Genomic DNA, 20,265 nt, shown 5'->3' with positions numbered 1-20,265 from the left:
GTCTCTGCTCTCGGGGGTGATTGATACGTTCATCAATCAAAGGCGCTCAGAATGCCAGACGCCAGAGACCCGCGCACCGTTGACTTCGCGCACCCGTTCCGCGAACGGCAGGGACAGGACCATGGTGAGCCCGCCGCCGGGGGTGTCCTCCGGAGTGAGCGTGCCGTCCATCGCCTCGGCAAGCCCCCGTGACAGGGCGAGGCCGAGCCCGAGGCCCGTGGTGTTGTCGGTGTCGCCGAGCCGCTGGAAGGGCTCGAAGACGCGGTCGCGGTCGGCCGGCGGGAGGCCGGGGCCGCGGTCGACGACGCGCAGTTCCACCCGGCCCGCGAGGGCGCTCGCGGTGATCAGGACCTTGCCGCCGGCCGGGGTGTGGCGGGCGGCGTTGCCGACGAGGTTGGCTATCACCCGTTCCAGGAGGGGCGGGTCGGCGAGGACGGCGGGGATCTCCTCCAGGCTGCCCGTCTCGACCGGGCAGTGGTCGGGCAGCGAGTCGAGGGCGGGCGGCAGGACCTCTTCGAGCGCGGTGTCGCGCAGTTCCAGCTTGAGGGCGCCCGCCTGGAGCCGGCTCATGTCGAGGAGGTTGTCGACGAGGCGGTTCAGCTTCGCCATGGACTCGTCGGCGGTGGCGAGCAGTTCCTCCCGGTCGTGCTCGGAGAAGTCCAGGTCGCGGCTGCGCAGCGAGCCGATCGCGGCGAGGGCGGCGGCCAGCGGGGTGCGCAGGTCGTGGCCGACGGCGCGGAGCAGCGCGGTGCGCATCCGGTCGGCGGCCTTGACGGGCTCCACCTCGGCGGCGGCCTCGGCGAGCCGGGCCCGCTCGACGGCAGCGCCGACGTGCGCGGCGAACGCGGCGAGGACGCGGCGGTCGGCGGAGGGCAGCGGGCGGCCGCGCAGCACCAGGTAGGCGTCGGCGCCCGCGGGTACGGCGGTGACCGCCGCGTCCGCGGCGTCCGGCGGCTCCGCCACCAGCTCGGCGGCGTCCACGCCGAACGCCTCCCGGGCGCGTTCGAGCAGGGCGGGAATGGGCTGCCCGCCCCGCACGATGGTGCCCGCGAGGGACGACATGGTCTCGGCCTCGGCGGTGGCGCGGGCCGAGCGCCGGGACAGGCGAAGGGACCGGTCGACGACGGCGGCGACCGTGGCGGCGACGATCGCGAACACCACCAGCGCCAGCATGCTGTTCGGATCGCCCAGCGTGAAGTGCCCGACGGGTGGCATGAACCAGTAGTTGAGCAGCAGCGACGCGGTCACCGACGCCACCACCGCGGACAGCACCCCGCCGATGCAGGCCACGCCGACGACGGCCAGCAGGAACAGCAGCGCCTCGCTGGTGAGGTTCAGGTGCTCGCGCGCCACGTCCAGGTCGAGGAGCAGGGTGAGCATGCCCGGCAGGAGCAGCCCGGCGACGGGTCCGCCGACGCGCCGCGGGCCCGACAGCGTACGTCTGCGGGACGGCAGCAGCGTGCCCGCGCCCGCGCGTTCGTGGGTGACCGTGTGGACATCGATGTCGCCGGACGCCTCGACGACGGACTCGCCGGTGCCGCGTCCGGTGAGGAACCGTTCGACGCGGCCGCGGCGGCTGGAGCCGAGGACGAGCTGGGTGGCGTTCTCGGCGCGGGCGAACTCCACCAGGGCGGTCGCGACGTCGTCGCCGACGACCGAGTGGTAGCTGCCGCCCAGGTCCTCCACGAGCCGCCGCTGCCGGGTCAGGGAGGCGTGCGAGGTGCCCGCGGCGAGGCCGTCGCTGCGGGCGATGTGCACGGCGAGCAGCTCGCCGCCGACGGAGCGGTCGGCGATGCGGGCGGCGCGGCGGATCAGGGTGTCGCCCTCGGGGCCGCCGGTGAGGCCGACGACGACGCGTTCGCGGGTCTCCCAGACGCCGCCGATGCCGTGCTCGGAGCGGTACGCCTGCAGCGCCTCGTCGACGCGGTCGGCGACCCACAGCAGGGCGAGTTGGCGCAGGGCGGTCAGATTGCCGGTGCGGAAGTAGTTGGCGAGGGCCGCGTCCACCTTCTCGGGGGCGTGGATGTTGCCGTGCGCCATGCGGCGGCGCAGCGACTCCGGGTCGATGTCGACGAGCTCGATCTGGTGCGCGCGGCGCACGACGTCATCGGGGACCGTCTCGGCCTGCGGCACCTTGGTGATCTTCTCCACGACGTCCTTGAGGGACTCCATGTGCTGGATGTTGATCGTCGTGACGACGTCGATGCCGGCCGTGAGCAGCCGGTCGACGTCCTGCCAGCGCTTGGGGTTGCGGCCGTCGCCGGGCGCGTTGATGTGGGCGAGGTCGTCGACGAGCACGACCTGCGGGGCGCGGGCGAGCACCGCGTCCAGGTCGAGCTCGGTGAACTCGCCGCCGCGGCAGCGGACGCGGGCGCGCTCCACGACGTCGAGCCCGGCCGCCCTCGCCTCCTTGAGCAGGGCTTCCGTGTGCGGGCGCCGGTGGCACTCCACGAGGCCCACGACGACGTCGGCGCCGCGTGCGGCCCGTCGCCGTCCTTCGTCGAGCATGCGGCAGGTCTTGCCGACCCCCGGTGCCGCACCGAGGTAGATCTTCAGCTGTCCGGGTCGTACGTGCGTCATCGCGCCGGTGTCAGAACCTCTCCGGGAAGAGCCGCGCGAGAACGAGATAGCCGACCAGGCTGACGGCGATGACGAGTCCCACCACATTCTCAGCGCTCACGGTCCTCAACTCCTTGGCGTGCCGGGTGACTTCTCCACCGCGTGCCGGGTGACTCCTCCACCGAAGCCGCTCGCCGGACCTGCGGATACGCCCCTTGACACATCCTTGGCAGCTCTCATCAGGACGTTGACACCGCCTTGACATCCGGGCGCCGTACGGACGGACCGGGCGCCCCGGGGTGTGGTGCCGCCCTCCCCGGGGCCGACCCGTCCGGCGGGCCCTAGCGCAGCGACTCGATCGCGCGGGACATGCTCTCGGCGCCGTGGCCCTCGGACAGCTGCTGCTCGAACAGCGTGTACAGCGGGGCGAGCAGGTCGACGCCGACGCCGAGGTCCTTGGTCGCGGTGAGGATGTGGGCGAGGCCCACGGCGTTGATGTCCAGGTTGGACGTCTCGGTCCGGTAGTCCCCGGCGTCGATCTCGGCGGCGAAGCCGGGCAGCGCGGCGATGGCCTCCTTGAGCCAGCGCACCAGCAGCTCGGTGGCCTTCCCCGCCTCGATGCCGGCGGAGCGGCCGACGGCCACCGTCTGGAAGAACCCGGCGAACATCCCGTACATGCCGCTGAGCAGCGCCACGTCGTACACCGGCGCGAGACCCGAGTCGCCGCCGACGAACACCGCCGAGCCCAGCGTCTCCAGGAGTGTCCGGTACTGCGCGAAGGCCTCCTCGTCGCCGCTGTACAGGACGAACGCCTCCGGCGTCCCGACGGTCTGCGGGATCGCGTAGACCGCGCCGTCCACGTACGCGGCGCCCTGCCCGGTGACCCAGGCGCCCAGCTCGCGGGCCGGGTCGGGGGTGCCGGAGGTGAGGTTGACGACGACGCGGCCCGCGAGGGCGGCCGCGGTCGGCGTGAGCAGGTCGCGGACGGTCGTGTAGTCGAGTACGCAGACGACGACCAGGTCGCTCGCGGCGACGGCGTCGGCCGGGGTGGCCGCCAGGGTGGCGCCCCGGGCCACCAGGTCGTCCGCCTTGTCCTGCGAGCGGTTCCAGACGGTGACCTCGTGGCCCTGGTCGAGGAAGGTGCGGGCGAGGACCTGCCCGAGGTTGCCGAGCCCGATGACGGTGACGGTGACGGGCTCGGGGGTGGTGGTGTTCTCGCCGGTGGTGCGGGCGGTGTCGCTCATGGTGTGCCTCCGTGGGTCCGCGGCCGGTGCGGTGCGCCCGGCCTGTGGTCATCACCTTGGCCGCGGGGCCTTTCCGTTCACTGCCGGTCGGCTGTCGCTTCGCTGTCGGCGCGGTCGGCAGGGCGCTCACCTGCCGGGTTATCGTCTCGGCATGCGATTCGGGGTGCTCGGTCCGCTGGCCGTGTGGACGACAGACGGAGCGGAGGTCGCCGTTCCCGGCGCCAAGGTCCGTGCGCTTCTCGCCCACTTGCTGGTGCACCCGGGGCACGCGGTCTCCGCGGACCGGCTGATCGACGCCCTGTGGGGCGAGGAGCTGCCCGACCACCCCGCGAACGCCCTCCAGGGCAAGGTGTCGCAGCTGCGCCGGGCCCTGGAGCGGGCCGAGCCGGGCGGCAGGGCCCTGGTCGGGGCCGGGCCCGCCGGCTACACGCTGCGGGTGGCGGCGGACGCCGTCGACACGGGCCGGTTCGCGCGGCTCCTCGAGAGGGCCAGGGCCGCGGCCGCGCCCCGCGAGCGGGTCCGGCTCCTGGACGAGGCGCTGGGGCTGTGGCGGGGCGAGGCGTTCGCCGACTTCACCGACGACGCGTTCGCGCGGGGCGCGATCGGCCGCCTGGAGGAGGACCGGCTCACCGCCTGGGAGGACCAGGCCGAGGCCCGCCTGGAGTCCGGCGACCACGGACCGCTCGCCGCGGACCTGGCCGACCTGGTCGTCCGCCACCCCCTCCGGGAGCGACTGCGCGCCGCGCAACTCCGGGCCCTGTACCGCACGGGCCGCCAGACGGAGGCACTGGCCGCGTACGAGGAGTTGCGCCGACGCCTGGACGGAGAGCTCGGCCTGGTGCCCGGGGCCGAACTGACGTCGCTGCACGGGGCGATCTTGCGCCAGGATCCGGGGCTGGACGCGGGGGTGCCGGGGCGGGGGTCGGTGCTGGGTGCGGTGGGGGGCGGGGAGTCTGGTCCGGTGGGGGGCGGTGAGGGTGCTTCGGCGGGGGGCGGTGAGGGTGCTTCGGCGGGGGGAGAAGGGACCGGTCCGGCGGGGGCTGGGGGAACTGTCTCGTCTGTGGGCGGGGCGGCCGGTCCGGCAGGGGCCGGGAGAACTGTCTCGCCAGTGGCCGGGGAAGCCAGTCCGGCGGCGGCCGGGGGCACCACCTCGCCAGTGGGCGGGGCGGCCAGTACGGCAGGGGCCGGAGGCACCGTCTCGCCAGTGGGCGGGGAAGCCGGTCCGGCGGCGGTCGGAGGCACCACCTCCCCAGTGGCCGGGGAAGCCGATCCGACAGCGGCCGGAGGCACCACCTCGCCAGTAGCCGGGGAAGCCGGTCCGACAGCGGCCGGAGGCACCACCTCGCCGGTGGCCGGGGAAGCCGGTCCGGCGGTGGTCCGGTCGGCAGCGGCCGCGCTCGCGGACTCGGCGACCACGTCGCCAGCCGCCACACCCCCGTCGCCGTCGGCCTCGGCCCCGGCGTCCACGACATCGGCACCCGCGCCCACGGCTGCCCACTTCCCCGTCCCGGCAGCCGCCGCGCCCGCCCCGACGCCCCGCACCAACCTCCCCGCCCCCGTCGCCCCGCTCGTCGGTCGTGACGACGCCGTGGCCGAGGTGCGTCAACTCCTCACCGCCACCCGGCTGGTGACGTTGACCGGACCCGGGGGCGTCGGCAAGACGCGCCTGGCCGTCGCCGCGGCGTGCGGGGTCGCGGACGGCTACCCCGACGGGGTGTGGCTGGTCGAGCTCGCGGGTCTGGCGGCCGGGGCGGGGGTGGGAGCAGAACTCGGGGTGGGGGCAGGACCCGGGGTGGGGGCAGGACCCGGAGCGGGAGCAGGAGCAGGGCCTGAGACAGAGGCCAGGGCCGAGACCGGGACCGGGGCCAAGGCCGGGGCCGAGACCGGGACCAAGGCCGAGACCGGGACCAAGGCCGGGACCGAGACCGGGACCAAGGCCGAGACCGGGACCAAGGCCGGGACCGAGACCGGGACCAAGGCCGGGACCAAGGCCGGGACCGGGGCCAAGGCCGGGGCCGAGACCGGGACCGGGGCCGGGACCGGGGCCGGGGCCGGGGCCGGGACCGGGGCCGGGGCCGGGGCCGGGACCGGGGCCGGGACCGGGGTGGGGGTCGACCCCGTGGCCGAGGCCGTGGCGCGGGTGGTCGGGCTGCACGAGGAGCCCGGCGCGCCGGTGGCCGCGGTCGACCGGCTCACGGAGGCGCTGCGCGGACGGCGGCTCCTGCTCGTGCTCGACAACTGCGAGCATCTGGTGGACGCCGTGGCCGAGTTGGCCGACGGCCTGCTCCGGGAGGTCCCCGGGCTCACCGTCCTCGCCACCAGCCAGGAGCCCCTCGACGTGAGCGGCGAGCGGGTCCGCGCGGTGCCGCCGCTCGAACTCGCGGGCGCCATGGAGCTGTTCCGGCAGCGCGCCGGGCTCGGCTCCGGGGCCGACCTGGGCGCGGACGACGCGGAGGCCGTCGCCGAGTTGTGCGTACGGCTCGACGGGCTTCCGCTGGCGCTGGAGCTCGCGGCCGCGCGGGTGCGCACGATGGGCGTACACGGGTTGCTGTCCCGCATCGACGACCGGTTCGCCCTGCTCGGCCGCGGCTTCCGCGGGGCGCCCGCCCGGCAGCGTACGCTCCGCGCGGTCATCGACTGGAGCTGGTCGCTGCTCTCGGAGCCGGAGCGCACGGTGCTGCGGCGCCTCGCCGTGCACGACGGCTGCACCCTCACCGCCGCGCGGGCCGTGAGCGCGGGCGGCGCCGTGCGCGGCGCCGACGTGCTCGACCTGGTCTCCCGCCTCGTGGACCGCTCGCTGGTGGTGGCGTCCGACCGGTTGGACGGGCCCCGGTACTGCGTGCTCGAGTCCGTCCGGGAGTACGGCGCCGAACAGCTGCGGGAGGCGGGCGAGTCCGCCGACGTGCGCGAGCGGCACAGCGTCCACTACGCCGGGCTCGCCGTCACGGCGGGCCGTTCGCTGCACGGTCCCGAGCAGCGCCGGTGGCTGGATCGCCTCGACGAGGAAAGCGCCAATCTGCGCCGCGCCCTGGACACGGCGGTCGAACGCGGCGCGGTGGAGCGCGCGTTGGCCATGGTGAACGCGTTGGCCTGGTACTGGGTGCTGCGGGGGCGGATCGCCGAGGCGCGGAGGTCGCTGGACGCGGCCCTCGCGCTGACGCCGGGCGTCGCACGCGCCCCCGGGTCCCCCGATTCCCCCGCGACGCCCGAGCCCCCCACCTCGGCCTCCTTCGATCCCACCTCCACCTCCCCCGGTCCCACCTCAGCCGCCCCCTCCCCCGATCCCGCCTCAGCCGCCCCCTCCCCCGACCCCACCGCCGCCGCCCGTGCCCTCGCCCTCGCCTGGCGCACCGGCATCTCCCTGCGCGAGGGAGGCGACGACGCGGGCGTGGACGCGTACCCGGACGTCTGCACGGGCACGGACACCGGACCGACCACCAGCGCGGACACAGCCACAGGCCCGACCACCGCCACCGGCACAGACGCGCAGCCACCCGCCACCGGCACAGGCACAGACGCGCAGCCGCCCGCCACCGGCACAGGCACAGACGCGCAGCCGCCCGCCACCGGCACAGGCACAGACGCGCAGCCGCCCGCCACCGGCACAGGCACAGACGCGCAGCCGCCCGCCACCGGCACAGGCACAGACGCGCAGCCGCCCGCCCCCAACACCACCACTGCCACCGCAACCACCCCAACCCCCCACGACGACCCCACCCGCCTCCTCCGAGCGACCCTCGCCGCCCACCAGGACCTCGACGACCCCTCAGGCCGCGCCACCGCCCTGTGGATCCTCGGCTCCGCGCAGTTGGGCGCGGGCGCCGTGCGGACCGGGGAGCGCCTGGTGAACGAGGCGCTCGACGCGTTCTCCGCCCTCGGCGACACCTGGGGCACCGCGGCCGCGCTGAGCGTGCGGGCCCGGCACGCGCTCGCGCACGGCGACCTCGCCGCCGTACGCAGCGACAGCGCGCGCAGCGCCCGCCTGTTCCGCGAACTGGGCGACGAATGGGGGCAGTTGCAGACCGTCTTCCCGCTGGCAACGCTCAGCGAGATCGCGGGCGACTATGCCGACGCGGCCCGGCTGCACCGCGAGGGACTGGCCATCGCCGAGCGCCTCGGGCTCTGGACGGAAGCCTCCAAACGACTGTCCGGGCTTGGCCGGATCGCACTGCTCACGGGCGACTTCGACGAGGCCCGCGCCGCGCACGGGCGCGCCCTGCGGCTCGCGCGCGACCACAGCTTCCGCTCCGGTGAGCTGGACGCCCGGATCGGCCTCGGCCTCGGGGCGCGCAGGGAGGGCGACCTGGCGGGCGCGGAGGAGCACATGCGCGACCTCCTCGCCTGGTTCCGCAGGGCCGACTACGGGCCGGGCACGACGCTCGCGCTCGCCGAGCTGGGCTTCGTGGCGGAGCTGCGCGGCGACGCGGCGCGGGCGCACGCGCTGCACGCGGAGGGCTTCGACGTCGCCGTCGGCCTCGGGGACGCGCGGGCGCTCGCCCTGGCCCTGGAGGGCCTCGCGGGGGCGGCGGGCGCCGCCGGGGAGCACCGCACGGCCGCGACGCTGCTCGGCGCCGCGGCGGCCGCCCGCGCCTCCGTGGGCGCCCCGCTCCCGGCGGGCGAACGCCACGACGTGGACCGGGTGGCGACCGCAGCCGAGGCGCGGTTGGGCGGGGCGGCGTACGCGACCGCGTTCGATGAGGGCGAGCACATGGCCCCTGAGCAGGCCCGACGCCTGGTGGCGCGGACTCCTGGGAAGGCCGGGGATCCGCTCCCGTCGCACTGACCTCACCGGCCCCAGAAGCCTCTAACTCCTCCGCACCCACGCGGTCAAGCACTGGTTTCCGGTCGAACGCCGCGCCGAGAAAAACGACCAACCGCTCATTTTCCCAGGTCAGCGTGTTGTTCTTGGTTATACCACCTGGCGAAGTCCACATTCTGGACGGTCGCCGCGGACCGCGACTGGCCGCCCTGAGCTGCCCGAACGGTCATTCGGCCCTCGCTCAACGGACGCACTCATCCGGAAATCGACCATCCGCTTGCCGCTTACTCAGCGCACTTGCAAGACTCCCGACCGCAACCAAGAACGGCACACGCAATCTCCACGTAACACCTGGTTTAACCCACAAGAAACACAACTCTCGTACTTCCCAACCGCATTGAAGGAGCGTCAAAGTGCGTCACCTCCCGAAGACCGTGAGCGCGGCCGTAGCCGTGGCCGCAGGCGTCCTGACCGTCACGGCGGTCTCGACGGGCGCGGCCGGTGCTGCGACCCCGGCACCGACGGGCCTGTTCGCGCCGTCGGACCTCGTGCTCACCGTCGGCCAGGGCGACGACGCCGCCACGGCGACGGTGCAGCGCGCGGTCACCCTCAGCTGCGCGCCGAAGGCGACCGGCACCCACCCGGCGCCGCGCGCGGCGTGCGCCGAACTCTTCGCCGTCGAGGCGCGGTTCGAGAAGCTCGTCGACCAGGCCCCGACGGTCGCGTGCACCAAGGAATGGAACCCGGTCGTGGTCTCCGCGGCCGGCGTCTGGCAGGGCAAGCACGTCGCCTGGACGACCACGTTCGGCAACCCGTGCGCGATGAAGGCCGCCCTCGCGGACGGCGCCCTGCTCAACTTCTGACGGATCATCCGTCCACCCCCATACCCCTCGGCAACCTTTCGTGGGGGGAGGAAGCCGAGGTACGCGGCCCCCGATGTCCCGAGCATCGGGGGCCGCACAATTTCCCGTACGCGCGCGGCGGCTGTCCGGCCGGCGAGCCCATGCCACAACCCGCGGCCTCCCGACCGGGTCGTTCCGGCGGAACCTGCCCGATCCTGTCCGGGAACCGGATCCCGTCCGGCCCGAGGAGGCCCCCGCCGTGCACACCCCCGAGACGCCCCCGCGCCCCGCGACCGCGACCACCCCGGGGCCCCTGCCCCCCGCTCCCCGCGACCCCGCCGTATACGAGGGCCTGCCGGGCGGCATCGGTGTGTCCCTGCTGCGCGTGTACGACTGGCCCGCAGCGGACGGCCTGCGCGGCGGCACCCCGCACCTCCACCTCACCTGCACGGAGGGCTACGCGGTCGTCGGCGGCCGGGGCGCCGTGCAGACCCTGACGCCCGCCGGTTTCCGGCAGACCCCGCTGGCGCCGGGCGCGCTCGTGTGGTTCACGCCCGGGACGATCCACCGGCTCGTCAACGAGGGCGGCTTGACCCTCCACGTCCTGATGCAGAACAGCGGCCTGCCCGAGGCGGGCGACGCCGTGCTCACCCTGCCGCCGCACCTGCTCACCGACCCCGGGACGTACCGGGCCGCCACGGCCCTGCCGCCGCGCGGAGCCCACGGGAGCGACGGGGACGGCCGGGACGCCCCCGATGGACCCGATGGAGAGGACGGCGCCGACGCGGCCGTGGCACGTGCGGCCCGGCGCCGCCGCGACCTCGCCGTCGAGGGGTTCACCGCGCTGCGCGCCGCCACGGAGGCGGGCGACCCCGAGCCCCTCGCCGCCTTCCACCGGGCCGCCGCCGCGCTCGTCGCACCCCTGACCGCCGCGTGGCGCGAGCGCTGGCGCACCGGCGCCGCGGCGGCGGCAGCCGCCACCGGCGCCCAGCTCGACGCGCTGGCGAAGGGCGACACAGGCCACCTCGCCACCGCCGGGGTGCGTGCCGAACAGCCCACCGAGCGCGGCCGGTTCGGGATGTGCGGACGGCTCGACGTATACGAGGCGGGCTCCGCCTGAGCCGGGCCCGGGAAGGGTTCGCGGCCGCCTGTGGTTGACGAGCACCGGAGCGGCACCCCGGCCGTGTCCATGAGCCCCGCCCCACTCCCCCGACCCGAGGAGCCCGCGCATGAGCACCGCACACGACACCCTGGACGGCGAGTACGAGCCCAACGCCTGGGACTGGGTGGCCGAGCACGTCGCCCGCTACGAGGCCAGCGGCGGCACCGAGGGCCTGGAGATGCACGGCTTCCCGACCGTCGTCCTCACCACCAGGGGCGCCAGGTCCGGCAAGATCCGCAAGACCCCCGTGATCCGCGTCAGCGACGGCACGCGTTACATTGCCGTCGGCTCCGTGGGCGGCGCGCCCAAGCACCCGGCCTGGTACCACAACGTGCTCGCGCACCCGCGCGTCCGGCTCCAGGACGGTCCGGTCGTCAAGGAGTACGAGGCGCACGTGGCCGAGGGCGAGGAGCGCGCCGCGTGGTGGGAACGCGCGGTGGAGACCTTCCCCCGGTACGCCGAGTACCAGGAGCAGACGGAGCGGATCCTGCCCGTCGTGGTCCTGGAACCGGTCGCCGAGGAGGCCTGACGCACGGATGACACATCGATGAGTACGACAACGGGGGACGACACATGAACCGCGCAGGACACACCGTCGAGGCCGCACCCCTCACCACCGCGCGCCTCACCCTGGAGCCCCTGCGCGTCGCGCACGCCGATGAGCTGGCCCCGGTGCTCGCCGACCCGGCGCTGCACACGTTCATCGGGGGCGCCCCGGACGACCTGGCGACGCTGCGGGCCCGCTACGCGCGCATGGTCGCCGGGTCGCCCGACCCGCGGGTCTCCTGGTGCAACTGGGTGATCAGGGTGTCCGCCGACGGCCGTCCCGCGGGCACCGTGCAGGCCACCGTCGGGCCCCGCGAGGCCGCCGACGGGCTCGCGGCCGAGATCGCCTGGGTGGTGGGCACTTCCTGGCAGGGCCGGGGGATCGCGTCCGAGGCGGCGCGGGCCCTCGTGGCCTGGCTGCGCGGCCTGCCGGAGGTGACGTGCGTCCTCGCGCACATCCACCCCGACCACGGCGCGTCGGCGGCCGTGGCCCGCGCCGCCGGGCTCGCGCCCACCGAGGAGTGGCACGACGGCGAGGTCAAGTGGCTGCTCACGCTCGACCGCTGAGGACCGGGGCGCGGCCTGGCCCGCGCCCCGTCCGCGTCTCTCAGCAGGACCGGTCCCCTGCGTCCGTAGGACCGGTCCCCCGCGGTCAGTAGGGCCGGTCCCCCGCGATCGCGACGCGCTCCGCCACCCGCCGGTGCGGCGCGTAGTCGTCGACGGCGTAGTGCTGCGTCGCCCGGTTGTCCCAGAACGCGATGTCGCCCGGCTGCCACTGCCAGCGCACCTGGTACTCCGGCACATGGGCCTGGCGGACCAGATGCCCGAGGAGCCGGTCGCTCTCGGCGCGGTCCATGCCGACGATGTGCGTGGTGAAGGACGTGTTCACGAACAGCGTCCGGCGCCCGGTCTCGGGGTGCGTGCGCACCACGGGATGGGTGACGGGCGGGAACTCGTCCTGGTACGGGACCAGTTGCTCGGGGCCGTAGAAGCGCGCGAAGCCCGGGATGAAGTCGTGGACGGCCCACGCCCCGTCGATCCGGGCCTTGATGCCGTCCGGGAGGTTGTCGTACGCGGCGGCCATGTCCGCCCACATGGTGTCGCCGCCGACGGGCGGGACCTCGCGGAGCTGCAACACGGCGCCGAGCGCGGGCCGTTCGCGGAAGGTGACGTCGGCGTGCCACACGTTCTCGAAGGTGGGCGCCGCCGTGCCGCCCTTCTCGAAGCGCACGACGTCCTCGGCGGCGCCGCGCGCGAGCAGCGGGTTGGTCTCCAACTCGCCCCAGCAGCGGGCGAAGGCGCGCTGCTGGTCGGAGGTCAGGTGCGCGCCGCGGAAGAACAGCACCTTCCACTCCAGGAGGGCGCGGTGCAGTTCGGCGCGCACCGCCGGGTCGAGCGGCCGGGTGAGGTCGGCGCCCCGGATCTCGGCGCCGATGACGCGGCCCCGGGGCACCACGTCGAGGTGCGCGTAGGGCCGCTCCGTCCAGCCGTCGGGGAGGCGGCGCAGGGTGCGGCGGCCCTCGTACATGCCGTCGGCGGGGACACGGGCCTCACGGAGGGTGCCGGGCGGGTTCGGGGCGTGGTGGGGTGCGGCGGTGGACGTGGGCAGAGCCGTCATGGTGATGATCCTCGCGTCGGGCGAAGGGCCTGGACCGGGCCGGACACAGGCCGGGCGAACGGGGCTTCGGCGCGGGGCCCGACGCGTACGCGGGACGTACGGTCACAGGGGCGCGGCGCCGCGGGGTCGCGGTGGTCGCGTCAACAGCCCGATCGCTCGCACCCGCGCCGCCACGGGACGTTGAAACGCCCGAGGCCGGTGGTCAGGTGCTGGATCATGTCGGCCATTGTGGGTGGCGGTTCCCGTTCCGTCAACAGGTGTTGACGGGGCTCCCCCTTGCCCGCGGAATCCGCGCCGACCTGCGCGGAAGATTCGAGGACGCCGGTGAGTTGTACGGGCGGCGCTCCCGCGCAAGGCTGACCCGGCCGACATCGCGACGCCCGGATGACGGATGATCGACCCATCCGTACCAGGCAACTGTGCAACGCAGAGAGGACCACCCCATGGATGACCGCTTCGACGTCGTCGTGCTCGGAGCAGGACCCGGCGGATATGTCGCCGCCATCCGCGCCGCCCAGCTGGGCAAGCGGGTAGCGGTCGTCGAGGAGAAGTACTGGGGCGGGGTCTGCCTCAACGTCGGCTGCATCCCGACGAAGGCGCTGCTGCGCAACGCCGAGCTGGCGCACCTGTTCACGCACGAGGCGAAGACGTACGGCATCAAGGTCGACGGCGAGGTCTCCTTCGACTACGGCGAGGCGTTCCGGCGCAGCCGCACCGTCGCGGACGGCCGCGTCAAGGGCGTCCACTTCCTGATGAAGAAGAACAAGATCACGGAGTTCGACGGCCGCGGCACCTTCCTCGACGCGAACACCCTCCAGGTCGCGAAGTCCGACGGCACGACCGCCACGATCGGCTTCGAGAACTGCATCATCGCGACCGGCGCGACGCCGAAGCTGCTGCCCGGCACCCGTCGCAGCGAGCGCGTGGTGACGTACGAGGAGCAGATCCTCGCCGACGAGCTGCCGCGCTCCGTCGTGATCGCGGGCGCGGGCGCCATCGGCATCGAGTTCGCCTACGTCCTGCACAACTACGGCGTGAAGGTCACGATCGTCGAGTTCCTGGACCGGATGGCGCCCCTCGAGGACGTCGACGTCTCCAAGGAGCTGGCCAAGCAGTACCGCAAGCTCGGCATCGACGTGCTGACGTCGACGCGGGTGGAGAGCATCGACGAGTCGGGCGAGCAGGTCCGCGTCACCGTCACCGCCAAGGACGGCAAGCAGCAGGTCCTGGAGGCCGACAAGGTCCTGCAGGCCATCGGGTTCGCCCCGAACGTCACCGGCTACGGCCTGGAGGCCACGGGTGTGACGGTCACCGAGCGCGGCGCCATCGACGTCGACGGCCGCTGCCGCACGTCCGTGCCGCACATCTACGCCATCGGCGACGTGACCGCGAAGCTGATGCTCGCGCACACCGCCGAATCCATGGGCGTCATCGCCGCCGAGACCCTCGCGGACGCCGAGACCATGGAGCTCGACTACCCGATGATCCCGCGCGCCACCTACTCGCAGCCGCAGATCGCGAGCTTCGGCTGGACGGAGGCGCAGGCCCGCGAGAAGGGCTTCGACGTCCAGGTCGCCAAGTTCCCGTTCCAGGCGAACGGCAAGGCGCACGGCCTCGGCGACACCGTCGGCTTCGTCAAGATCATCAGCGATGGCACGCACGGCGAGATCATCGGCGCCCACCTGATCGGCCCCGACGTCACGGAGCTGCTTCCCGAGCTGACCCTGGCCCAGCAGTGGGATCTGACGGTGCACGAGGTGGCCCGCAACGTGCACGCCCACCCGACGCTGGGCGAGGCCGTCAAGGAGGCCGTGCACGGCCTGGCCGGGCACATGATCAACTTCTGACGGGTTCCGCCCCGCCGCCTGTGCGCGTGCGTCGGCCCCGCCCCCCGCACGAGGGGGGCGGGGCCTTCGCGCGCCTGGACGGCTTCCCGTGTGCGGGCAGGGCCGTCGGGCGCACCGCACGGTGCCTCCCCCACCCCCCAAGTGGCGGAGCCGGGCTCCCCGGAAGATCCTGGGCAGGATGTGACGTGCCTCGGGGGCCGAGGAGAGGCAGCTGCCGATGTTCTCTGGCCTGGGCCGATTCGTGGTCCGCCGCCCGTGGTGGATCATCCTCGCGTGGGTGATCGCCGCGGGAGCCGTGATCTCGCTGGCACCGAAGCTCACCTCCAGTTCGGACGAGGCGAGCTTCCTGCCCGACCACTACGAATCCATCCGCGCTTCGGACCTGCAGGAACGCGACTTCCCACAGCAGCAGAACATCGGCGCGATCATCGTCTTCCAGCGCTCCGACGGCGGGAAGATCACCGCCGCCGACTCCGCGGACGTCACCCGGATCGCCGAGGACCTGGCGGCGAAGAAGGTCGAGGAAGTCCAGGCGATCGACCCCGGTGAGGTCTCGCCGAACAAGCTCGTGCAGACCGCGATCGTCGCCATGCCGAAGGTCACCGACCCGGAGGACACCTCCCAGCAGGACGCGGTCGAGCAGCTCCGCAAGGACCTCGAGCCGGAGCTGAAGGGCACCGACCTGAAGGCCGGCATCACCGGCTCCGCGGCGCAGGCCCTGGACGAGAGCGACGCCTCCGAGCGGGCCGGGATCCTCGTGGGCGTCGGCACCATCGTGATCATCATCGTGCTGCTGTTCGTGATCTTCCGCAGCCCCATCATCGCGCTGCTCCCCGTCGTCCTCATCGGTCTGATCTCGCCGATGGCGACGGGCCTGATCGCCTCGGCCAACAAGGCCTTCGACATGAAGGCCGACTCCTCCATCCAGGAACTCCTCACCGTCGTCCTGTTCGGCGTCGGCACGGACTACATCCTGTTCCTGCTGTTCCGCTACCGGGAGGCGCTGCGCGCGGGCGAGGATCCCAAGGGCGCCATGGTGCACGCCGTGGAGCGGGTCGGCGAGGCCATCACCTCGGCGGCGGGCGCCGTCATCGTCGCGTTCGCCGCGCTGACGCTGTCCTCGCTCGGCATGCTCCGCTCGATGGGCCCGGCCCTCGCGATCGCCGTGTTCCTGACGCTGCTCGCGGGCCTCACCCTGGTGCCCGCCGTGGTGTCGCTGCTCGGCACGAAGGTGTTCTGGCCGTCGAAGTCCTGGCAGCGCGAGCCGCACGGCACGGGCTTCGCCAAGCTCGGCACGTCGATCGCCCGCAAGCCCGCCGTGTGGACGGTGGTCTCGGGACTCTTCATGGCGGCCCTGGCGCTCGGCGCGCTCGGCTACAAGGCGAACTTCGACCTCGCGGGCTCCTCGCTGCCCAAGGACAAGGAGTCCATCGTCTGGCAGGACAACCTGGAGAAGGGCTTCCCCGCGGGCAGCACCGACCCGACCTTCGTGTACCTGACGTCGACGGGCGACCGGCCGCTCGCGCCGGACCAACCCGCGGCCTTCCGGAAGCAGTTGGAGTCGGTCGAGGGTGTGGGCGAGGTGGCGGCCCCGCGCGTCGGCAAGGACGGCACGACGGCCGCGTACTCGGTCGTGCTCTCCGATCCGCCCGCCTCCGAGAAGGCCCTCGCGACGGTGAAGGACCGGCTGCGGCCCGCGGCCCACGACGACGCGCCCGGGGGCACGGAAGCCCTCGTGGGCGGCACGACGGCCGTGTACGTCGACATCAACAAGGCCGTGGACCGGGACTACTCGGTCGTCTTCCCGGTGGCCGCCATCGCCATCATGGTGATCCTGGGCCTGCTCCTGCGCAGCCTGGTGGCGCCCTGGTACCTGATGCTGTCGGTCGCGCTCGGCTTCGGCGCGACGCTCGGCGCGACCTCGATCCTGTTCCAGAGAATCGGCAGCCAGCCGGGCCTGATGTTCATGCTGCCCGTGATCATGTACTTGTTCGTGGTCGCGCTCGGCACGGACTACAACATCCTGATGGTCTCGCGGCTGCGCGAGGAGGCCCGCGAGGGCCGCGACCCGCACGACGCGGCGGGCACGGCGGTGCGCCACTCGGGGCCGACGATCGGCTCGGCGGGCGTGATCCTCGCGGGTACGTTCGCGACGCTGATGCTCGCCGGCAACTCCACGCTGTCCCAGATGGGCTTCTCGCTCTCCTTCGGCATCGTGATCGCCGCGTTCGTCATGGCGCTGATCTTCACGCCCGCGCTGACGGCCCTGATCGGGCATGCCGCGTGGTGGCCTGGGCACGGTGACGAGAAGCGGAACGGCGGGAGCGGGGGCGGGAGTCCGGGAGACGGCGGTACGGGGGAAGGCGGTACTCGGGGCGGGGCGGGTGAGCCCGCGGGGCCTGGGCCAGGGGTGGGCGCGGGCCCGCCGCGGTGAGCCGGGGGCCCGGTGCCGCCGGGGGCAGCGAACGGTCGGAGGCGGCACCGCGGGAGGGGCGGGCGCGGGCCGGACGCGGTGGACGGGGGACGGGGCGGCGGGCGGCGGGCGGCGGCTCAGGGAGCGGCCCGGTCGCCCTCCACCCGTCCGGTCCGGGCCCGCCCGATCCCCGTCAGCGTTCCGGTGAGCGCGATGACCACCGCGCACAGGCCGACCACCAGACACACCGGCCGCACGCCCCACACCCCGGCGGCCAGGGTCACGACGGCGGCGCCGACCGGGCCGAGGGCGTTGTGGATCGTCCAGAACGCCGAGGTGACCCGGCCCAGGAGATGACTGGGCGTCACCTCCTGGCGCAGCGACATGGAGTTGATGCCGCCGACGCCCGTGCAGAAGAGCATGCCCGCCGCGAGCAGCGCCACCACGGGCACGCTCCCCGAGAGGCCGAGGCAGGCCACGGCGACCCCGGCGAGGGCGTGCGCGCCGATCCAGCTGGCGCCGAAGCCGAGCCGTCCGCGCAGCCGGGCGACCACGAACGTGGCGGCGAGCGTGCCGAGCGTGCCCGCGGTCAGGACGTAGCCGACGGTCCCGTCGCCGTGACCGAGGTCGTCCTTCACGCGGTAGATGAGGACGTCGGTCACGCCGTAGGTGAGGAAGGTGAGCAGCGCGAGCAGGACGGTCAGGGGGCGCAGGACGGGGTGCCGCCACAGGAACCGGGCGCCGGCGAGGAACTCCTCGCGCACGCCGCCGCGTTCGGCCTCCACCGGGGCGGGCTCGCCCGAATCCCCTGAGCCGCCCCGGGCGCCCGCGGCCTCCGTCTCCGGGGGCGGGGCGGCGGCGCGGATGCGGACGAAGAGGATGCCCACCGCCGACACCGCGAAGGTCGCCGCGTCGATGCCGATGGCGGCCGCGGGCCCGAGCGCGGCCGCGACCAGGCCCGCGAGCATCGGCCCGCCCGCGCCCGCGACGGCGTACGTGCCGTACAGATGGCTGTTGGCCTTCAGGATCTGCCCGGGCGCGACGATGCCGGGCACCACGGTCACGTACGTCACCTGGAAGAGCATCGCGAAGACACCGGCGACGGGCACGACCGCGTACACCAGCCAGACCGGCGTCGCGAACAGCCACACCAGCGGGATCAGTCCGTAGAGCAGACACCGCGCGACGTCGGTGACCACGATCAGTCGGCGCCGGTCCACGCGGTCGGCGACGACCCCGGCGAACAGGCCGGTGACGATGGACGCGACGCCGGTAAGACCGGTGACGAGTCCCATCTGCGCGAGGGAGCCGGTCTCGTGCAGGACGAGCAGCGGGATCGCCACGTGCGAGAAGGAGTCGCCGAGCGCGGACAGGGCCTGAAGGGCCAGGAACAGACGGTAGTTGGAGTCGGACCACAGCGACTGTCCGGGCGCGGGTCCCGCAGCCGTGCGCGTACGCCGCGACATGTCGCGCCGGGCCATGCCTGTCCCCCGTCCCCGTCACCGCTCCCGTGAACCGCCGTGCCCCCTAGGGGACTTCACCCTCGTCCCCGAAGTCCGCCGAGAGCTCCTGCGCCTCAGCGTACGTCGGCAGCCCCTCCGGTCCCACCGTGCCGCGGGTGAACGCCCCCGCCACCTCGACCGCGTGCCCGACCGCCGCCCGGAACAGCAGCGACCCCGTGCTGACGCGGCGCACACCGAGGTCGGCCAGGCGCCGGGGGGTGAGGCCGCCGGGCACGTAGAGCGTGTTCAGCGGTACGTCGAGGGCGTCGACGAGTCCCGCGATGGCGGCCTCGTCATGGACCCCGGGCACGAACACGCCGTCGGCACCGGCCCGTTGGTAGGCGGCGGCGCGGTCGCGGGCCTCCTTCTCGCCCCCGGCGTCCAGCCAGTACGCGTCCGTGCGCGCGTTGAGGAACAGCGTGGGCGCGACCTCCTTCACGGCGCGGATCAGCTCGCACTGCGCGTCGACGGCGGTGAGCGTCCCGTCCGGCCTGCCGTCCTCGAGGTTCACGCCGGCGACGCCCGCGGCGGCGAGTTCGCGGGCGAGCAGGGCGACGTCGTCGGGCCGCTCGCTGAAGCCGCCCTCGATGTCGACGGTGACGAGCGCGGGCAGGCGGGCGATGCCGTGGGCGAGGCGCACCGTCTCCGTCCGCGCGGCGCCGGTGGCGTCCGGCTTGCCCGCGGCGGCGGCGACGCCGAGGCTCGTCGTGCCGACGGCGGCGAACCCGGCGCGGACGAGCGCGGCGGCCGAGGCGTGGTCCCAGGCGTTGGGCAGGAGCAAGGGGTCGCCTGTGCGGTGCAGGGCGCGGAAGGCCTCGTACCGGTCGGCCTGGTCGGCCTGGTCGGTCTGGCGGGTCCGGTCGTTCTGGGGCTCGATCGTGGGGTCGGTCATGGGCGCACTGTGCCAGAAGGCACTGTCAGGACTGCCAGAGGAACGCGGCGGAGCGGCACGCCCGGCAGGTGAAGACGTATCCGATGCCGCCGCCTCCGAAGTTCGCCGACGTGGCGAAGTCGAAGCCCTCCTCCAACTGGGCCACGAACGCCATCGGTTCGCCGCACCCCGGACAGGTCGGCGTCTCGTCGCCCTGGAGCCAGGCGGGCACGCCCCCGAGCTGGCCCTGCACCCGCAGCGTGGCCTCGTCGACGCCGTCCGACCACAGGTCGAGCGCGGCCGGGAAGTCCTCGGCCGCCACGTCCTCGGTACGCAGCGCGCTGACCGCTCCGAGCAGGGTCTCGCCCCGCTCCGGTACGGCGGCCGGGGTCAGGGCCGCGCCCTCGAAGAGGTACGCGCGGTTGCCGCCGCCGGTCGCGTCCCAGTCGTCGCACATCCCCGGGTCGTTCTGGCAGAGGAACACGGAGACGACGTCCGGGCCGAGCGGCAGGTGCAGCAGGAACTGCATGGCCCCGCCGCAGGCCCGGCAGTGCGGCCAGTCGAACCCGACCGGCACCAGCGGCACACCGCCCGTGCGCAGGGCGGTGGCGTGCGGGTCGGCCGCACCGTCGTGGATCATGAGCGTCGTCATGCCCCCGACCCTAGGCGCCCCGATTCCGGGCCCGGCGCCCGCACCCCTTCTCCGCCCGGCGCCCGGCGCCCGCGCCCTCGTCCGGCCCGGCGTCCCCGCCCCGGTTCCCGGGTCCCCGGCCCTTCCCCGTTTCCCGGTCCCTGATCGGACCCCAACAGGAACCTGACAGGTTCCTCATAACTTCACGCCAGCCTGTGCGACAGGCCCGGCGCCGCTCGACCAACGGTGCCGGGCTCTTCCGAGTCAGAGC

Annotated in this window: 14 protein-coding genes; 7 read left to right on the top strand and 7 right to left on the bottom strand. The window is 74.1% G+C overall.

The window, feature by feature from the left end; genetic code table 11:
- Positions 1-36: 36 nt before the first annotated feature.
- From AB6L24_RS14745 to AB6L24_RS14735, 3 genes are all read right to left on the bottom strand, one after another.
- Entirely contained in the window at positions 37-2,580 is a 2,544-nt protein-coding gene (locus tag AB6L24_RS14745; RefSeq protein WP_405655635.1) for an ATP-binding protein, read from the bottom strand.
- Between the two features lie 10 nt (positions 2,581-2,590).
- The gene (gene kdpF / locus AB6L24_RS14740; RefSeq protein WP_033263837.1) at positions 2,591-2,680 is read right to left on the bottom strand and encodes a K(+)-transporting ATPase subunit F; all 90 of its coding nucleotides are present in this window, start codon (positions 2,678-2,680) and stop codon (positions 2,591-2,593) included.
- A gap of 220 nt (positions 2,681-2,900) precedes the next feature.
- Positions 2,901-3,803, bottom strand: coding sequence for an NAD(P)-dependent oxidoreductase (locus tag AB6L24_RS14735; RefSeq protein WP_405655634.1), 903 nt, complete (start codon positions 3,801-3,803; stop codon positions 2,901-2,903).
- Positions 3,804-3,954: 151 nt separating this feature from the next.
- Here AB6L24_RS14735 and AB6L24_RS14730 point away from each other — a divergent pair, with 151 nt between their 5' ends.
- The 5 genes from AB6L24_RS14730 to AB6L24_RS14710 all read left to right on the top strand — a co-directional run bounded on the left by AB6L24_RS14730 (position 3,955) and on the right by AB6L24_RS14710 (position 11,679).
- Positions 3,955-8,586, top strand: a complete 4,632-nt coding sequence (locus tag AB6L24_RS14730; RefSeq protein WP_405655632.1) for a BTAD domain-containing putative transcriptional regulator — start codon at positions 3,955-3,957, stop codon at positions 8,584-8,586.
- 389 nt (positions 8,587-8,975) lie between these two features.
- Positions 8,976-9,425, top strand: a complete 450-nt coding sequence (locus tag AB6L24_RS14725; RefSeq protein WP_405655631.1) for a subtilase-type protease inhibitor — start codon at positions 8,976-8,978, stop codon at positions 9,423-9,425.
- Positions 9,426-9,717: 292 nt separating this feature from the next.
- Positions 9,718-10,524, top strand: coding sequence for a cupin (locus tag AB6L24_RS14720; RefSeq protein WP_405657161.1), 807 nt, complete (start codon positions 9,718-9,720; stop codon positions 10,522-10,524).
- Between the two features lie 109 nt (positions 10,525-10,633).
- Entirely contained in the window at positions 10,634-11,095 is a 462-nt protein-coding gene (locus tag AB6L24_RS14715) for a nitroreductase family deazaflavin-dependent oxidoreductase (protein ID WP_405655629.1), read from the top strand.
- A gap of 44 nt (positions 11,096-11,139) precedes the next feature.
- The gene (locus tag AB6L24_RS14710) at positions 11,140-11,679 is read left to right on the top strand and encodes a GNAT family N-acetyltransferase (RefSeq protein ID WP_405655628.1); all 540 of its coding nucleotides are present in this window, start codon (positions 11,140-11,142) and stop codon (positions 11,677-11,679) included.
- A gap of 85 nt (positions 11,680-11,764) precedes the next feature.
- Here AB6L24_RS14710 and AB6L24_RS14705 read toward each other — a convergent pair whose 3' ends face one another.
- Positions 11,765-12,640: a TauD/TfdA dioxygenase family protein gene (locus AB6L24_RS14705; RefSeq protein WP_405657160.1), complete on the bottom strand. Its 876-nt coding sequence runs from the start codon at positions 12,638-12,640 to the stop codon at positions 11,765-11,767.
- Between the two features lie 533 nt (positions 12,641-13,173).
- Here AB6L24_RS14705 and lpdA point away from each other — a divergent pair.
- Together lpdA and AB6L24_RS14695 are read left to right on the top strand one after the other, a co-directional pair.
- Entirely contained in the window at positions 13,174-14,577 is a 1,404-nt protein-coding gene (gene lpdA / locus AB6L24_RS14700) for a dihydrolipoyl dehydrogenase (protein ID WP_405655626.1), read from the top strand.
- Between the two features lie 217 nt (positions 14,578-14,794).
- On the top strand, positions 14,795-17,011 hold the full coding sequence (locus tag AB6L24_RS14695; RefSeq protein ID WP_405655624.1) for an MMPL family transporter: 2,217 nt from the start codon (positions 14,795-14,797) through the stop codon (positions 17,009-17,011).
- 116 nt (positions 17,012-17,127) lie between these two features.
- On the opposite strand, the gene AB6L24_RS14690 is transcribed toward AB6L24_RS14695, so the two are convergent.
- The 3 genes from AB6L24_RS14690 to AB6L24_RS14680 are packed head-to-tail and all read right to left on the bottom strand — an operon-like array spanning position 17,128 to position 20,015.
- Entirely contained in the window at positions 17,128-18,471 is a 1,344-nt protein-coding gene (locus AB6L24_RS14690) for an MFS transporter (RefSeq protein WP_405655623.1), read from the bottom strand.
- 46 nt (positions 18,472-18,517) lie between these two features.
- The gene (locus tag AB6L24_RS14685) at positions 18,518-19,384 is read right to left on the bottom strand and encodes an isocitrate lyase/phosphoenolpyruvate mutase family protein (protein ID WP_405655622.1); all 867 of its coding nucleotides are present in this window, start codon (positions 19,382-19,384) and stop codon (positions 18,518-18,520) included.
- Between the two features lie 25 nt (positions 19,385-19,409).
- Complete coding sequence (locus AB6L24_RS14680; RefSeq protein WP_405655620.1) at positions 19,410-20,015, bottom strand: hypothetical protein; 606 nt, start codon at positions 20,013-20,015, stop codon at positions 19,410-19,412.
- Positions 20,016-20,265: the final 250 nt, after the last annotated feature.

This window comes from Streptomyces sp. RK9, from assembly GCF_045070545.1.
Taxonomy (GTDB): Bacteria; Actinomycetota; Actinomycetes; order Streptomycetales; family Streptomycetaceae; genus Streptomyces; species Streptomyces alboflavus.
This window is presented reverse-complemented; position numbering and strand designations above follow the sequence as displayed.

Bases quoted from the DNA above. Each gene is read 5' to 3' on its own strand.
- AB6L24_RS14710 (WP_405655628.1), top strand. From the start codon at position 11,140: ATGAACCGCGCAGGACACACCGTCGAGGCCGCACCCCTCACCACCGCG.
- AB6L24_RS14715 (WP_405655629.1), top strand. From the start codon at position 10,634: ATGAGCACCGCACACGACACCCTGGACGGCGAGTACGAGCCCAACGCC.
- AB6L24_RS14685 (WP_405655622.1), bottom strand. From the start codon at position 19,384: ATGACCGACCCCACGATCGAGCCCCAGAACGACCGGACCCGCCAGACC.
- AB6L24_RS14690 (WP_405655623.1), bottom strand. From the start codon at position 18,471: ATGGCCCGGCGCGACATGTCGCGGCGTACGCGCACGGCTGCGGGACCC.
- AB6L24_RS14680 (WP_405655620.1), bottom strand. From the start codon at position 20,015: ATGACGACGCTCATGATCCACGACGGTGCGGCCGACCCGCACGCCACC.
- AB6L24_RS14745 (WP_405655635.1), bottom strand. From the start codon at position 2,580: ATGACGCACGTACGACCCGGACAGCTGAAGATCTACCTCGGTGCGGCA.
- AB6L24_RS14735 (WP_405655634.1), bottom strand. From the start codon at position 3,803: ATGAGCGACACCGCCCGCACCACCGGCGAGAACACCACCACCCCCGAG.
- AB6L24_RS14695 (WP_405655624.1), top strand. From the start codon at position 14,795: ATGTTCTCTGGCCTGGGCCGATTCGTGGTCCGCCGCCCGTGGTGGATC.
- lpdA (WP_405655626.1), top strand. From the start codon at position 13,174: ATGGATGACCGCTTCGACGTCGTCGTGCTCGGAGCAGGACCCGGCGGA.
- AB6L24_RS14705 (WP_405657160.1), bottom strand. From the start codon at position 12,640: ATGTACGAGGGCCGCCGCACCCTGCGCCGCCTCCCCGACGGCTGGACG.
- AB6L24_RS14730 (WP_405655632.1), top strand. From the start codon at position 3,955: ATGCGATTCGGGGTGCTCGGTCCGCTGGCCGTGTGGACGACAGACGGA.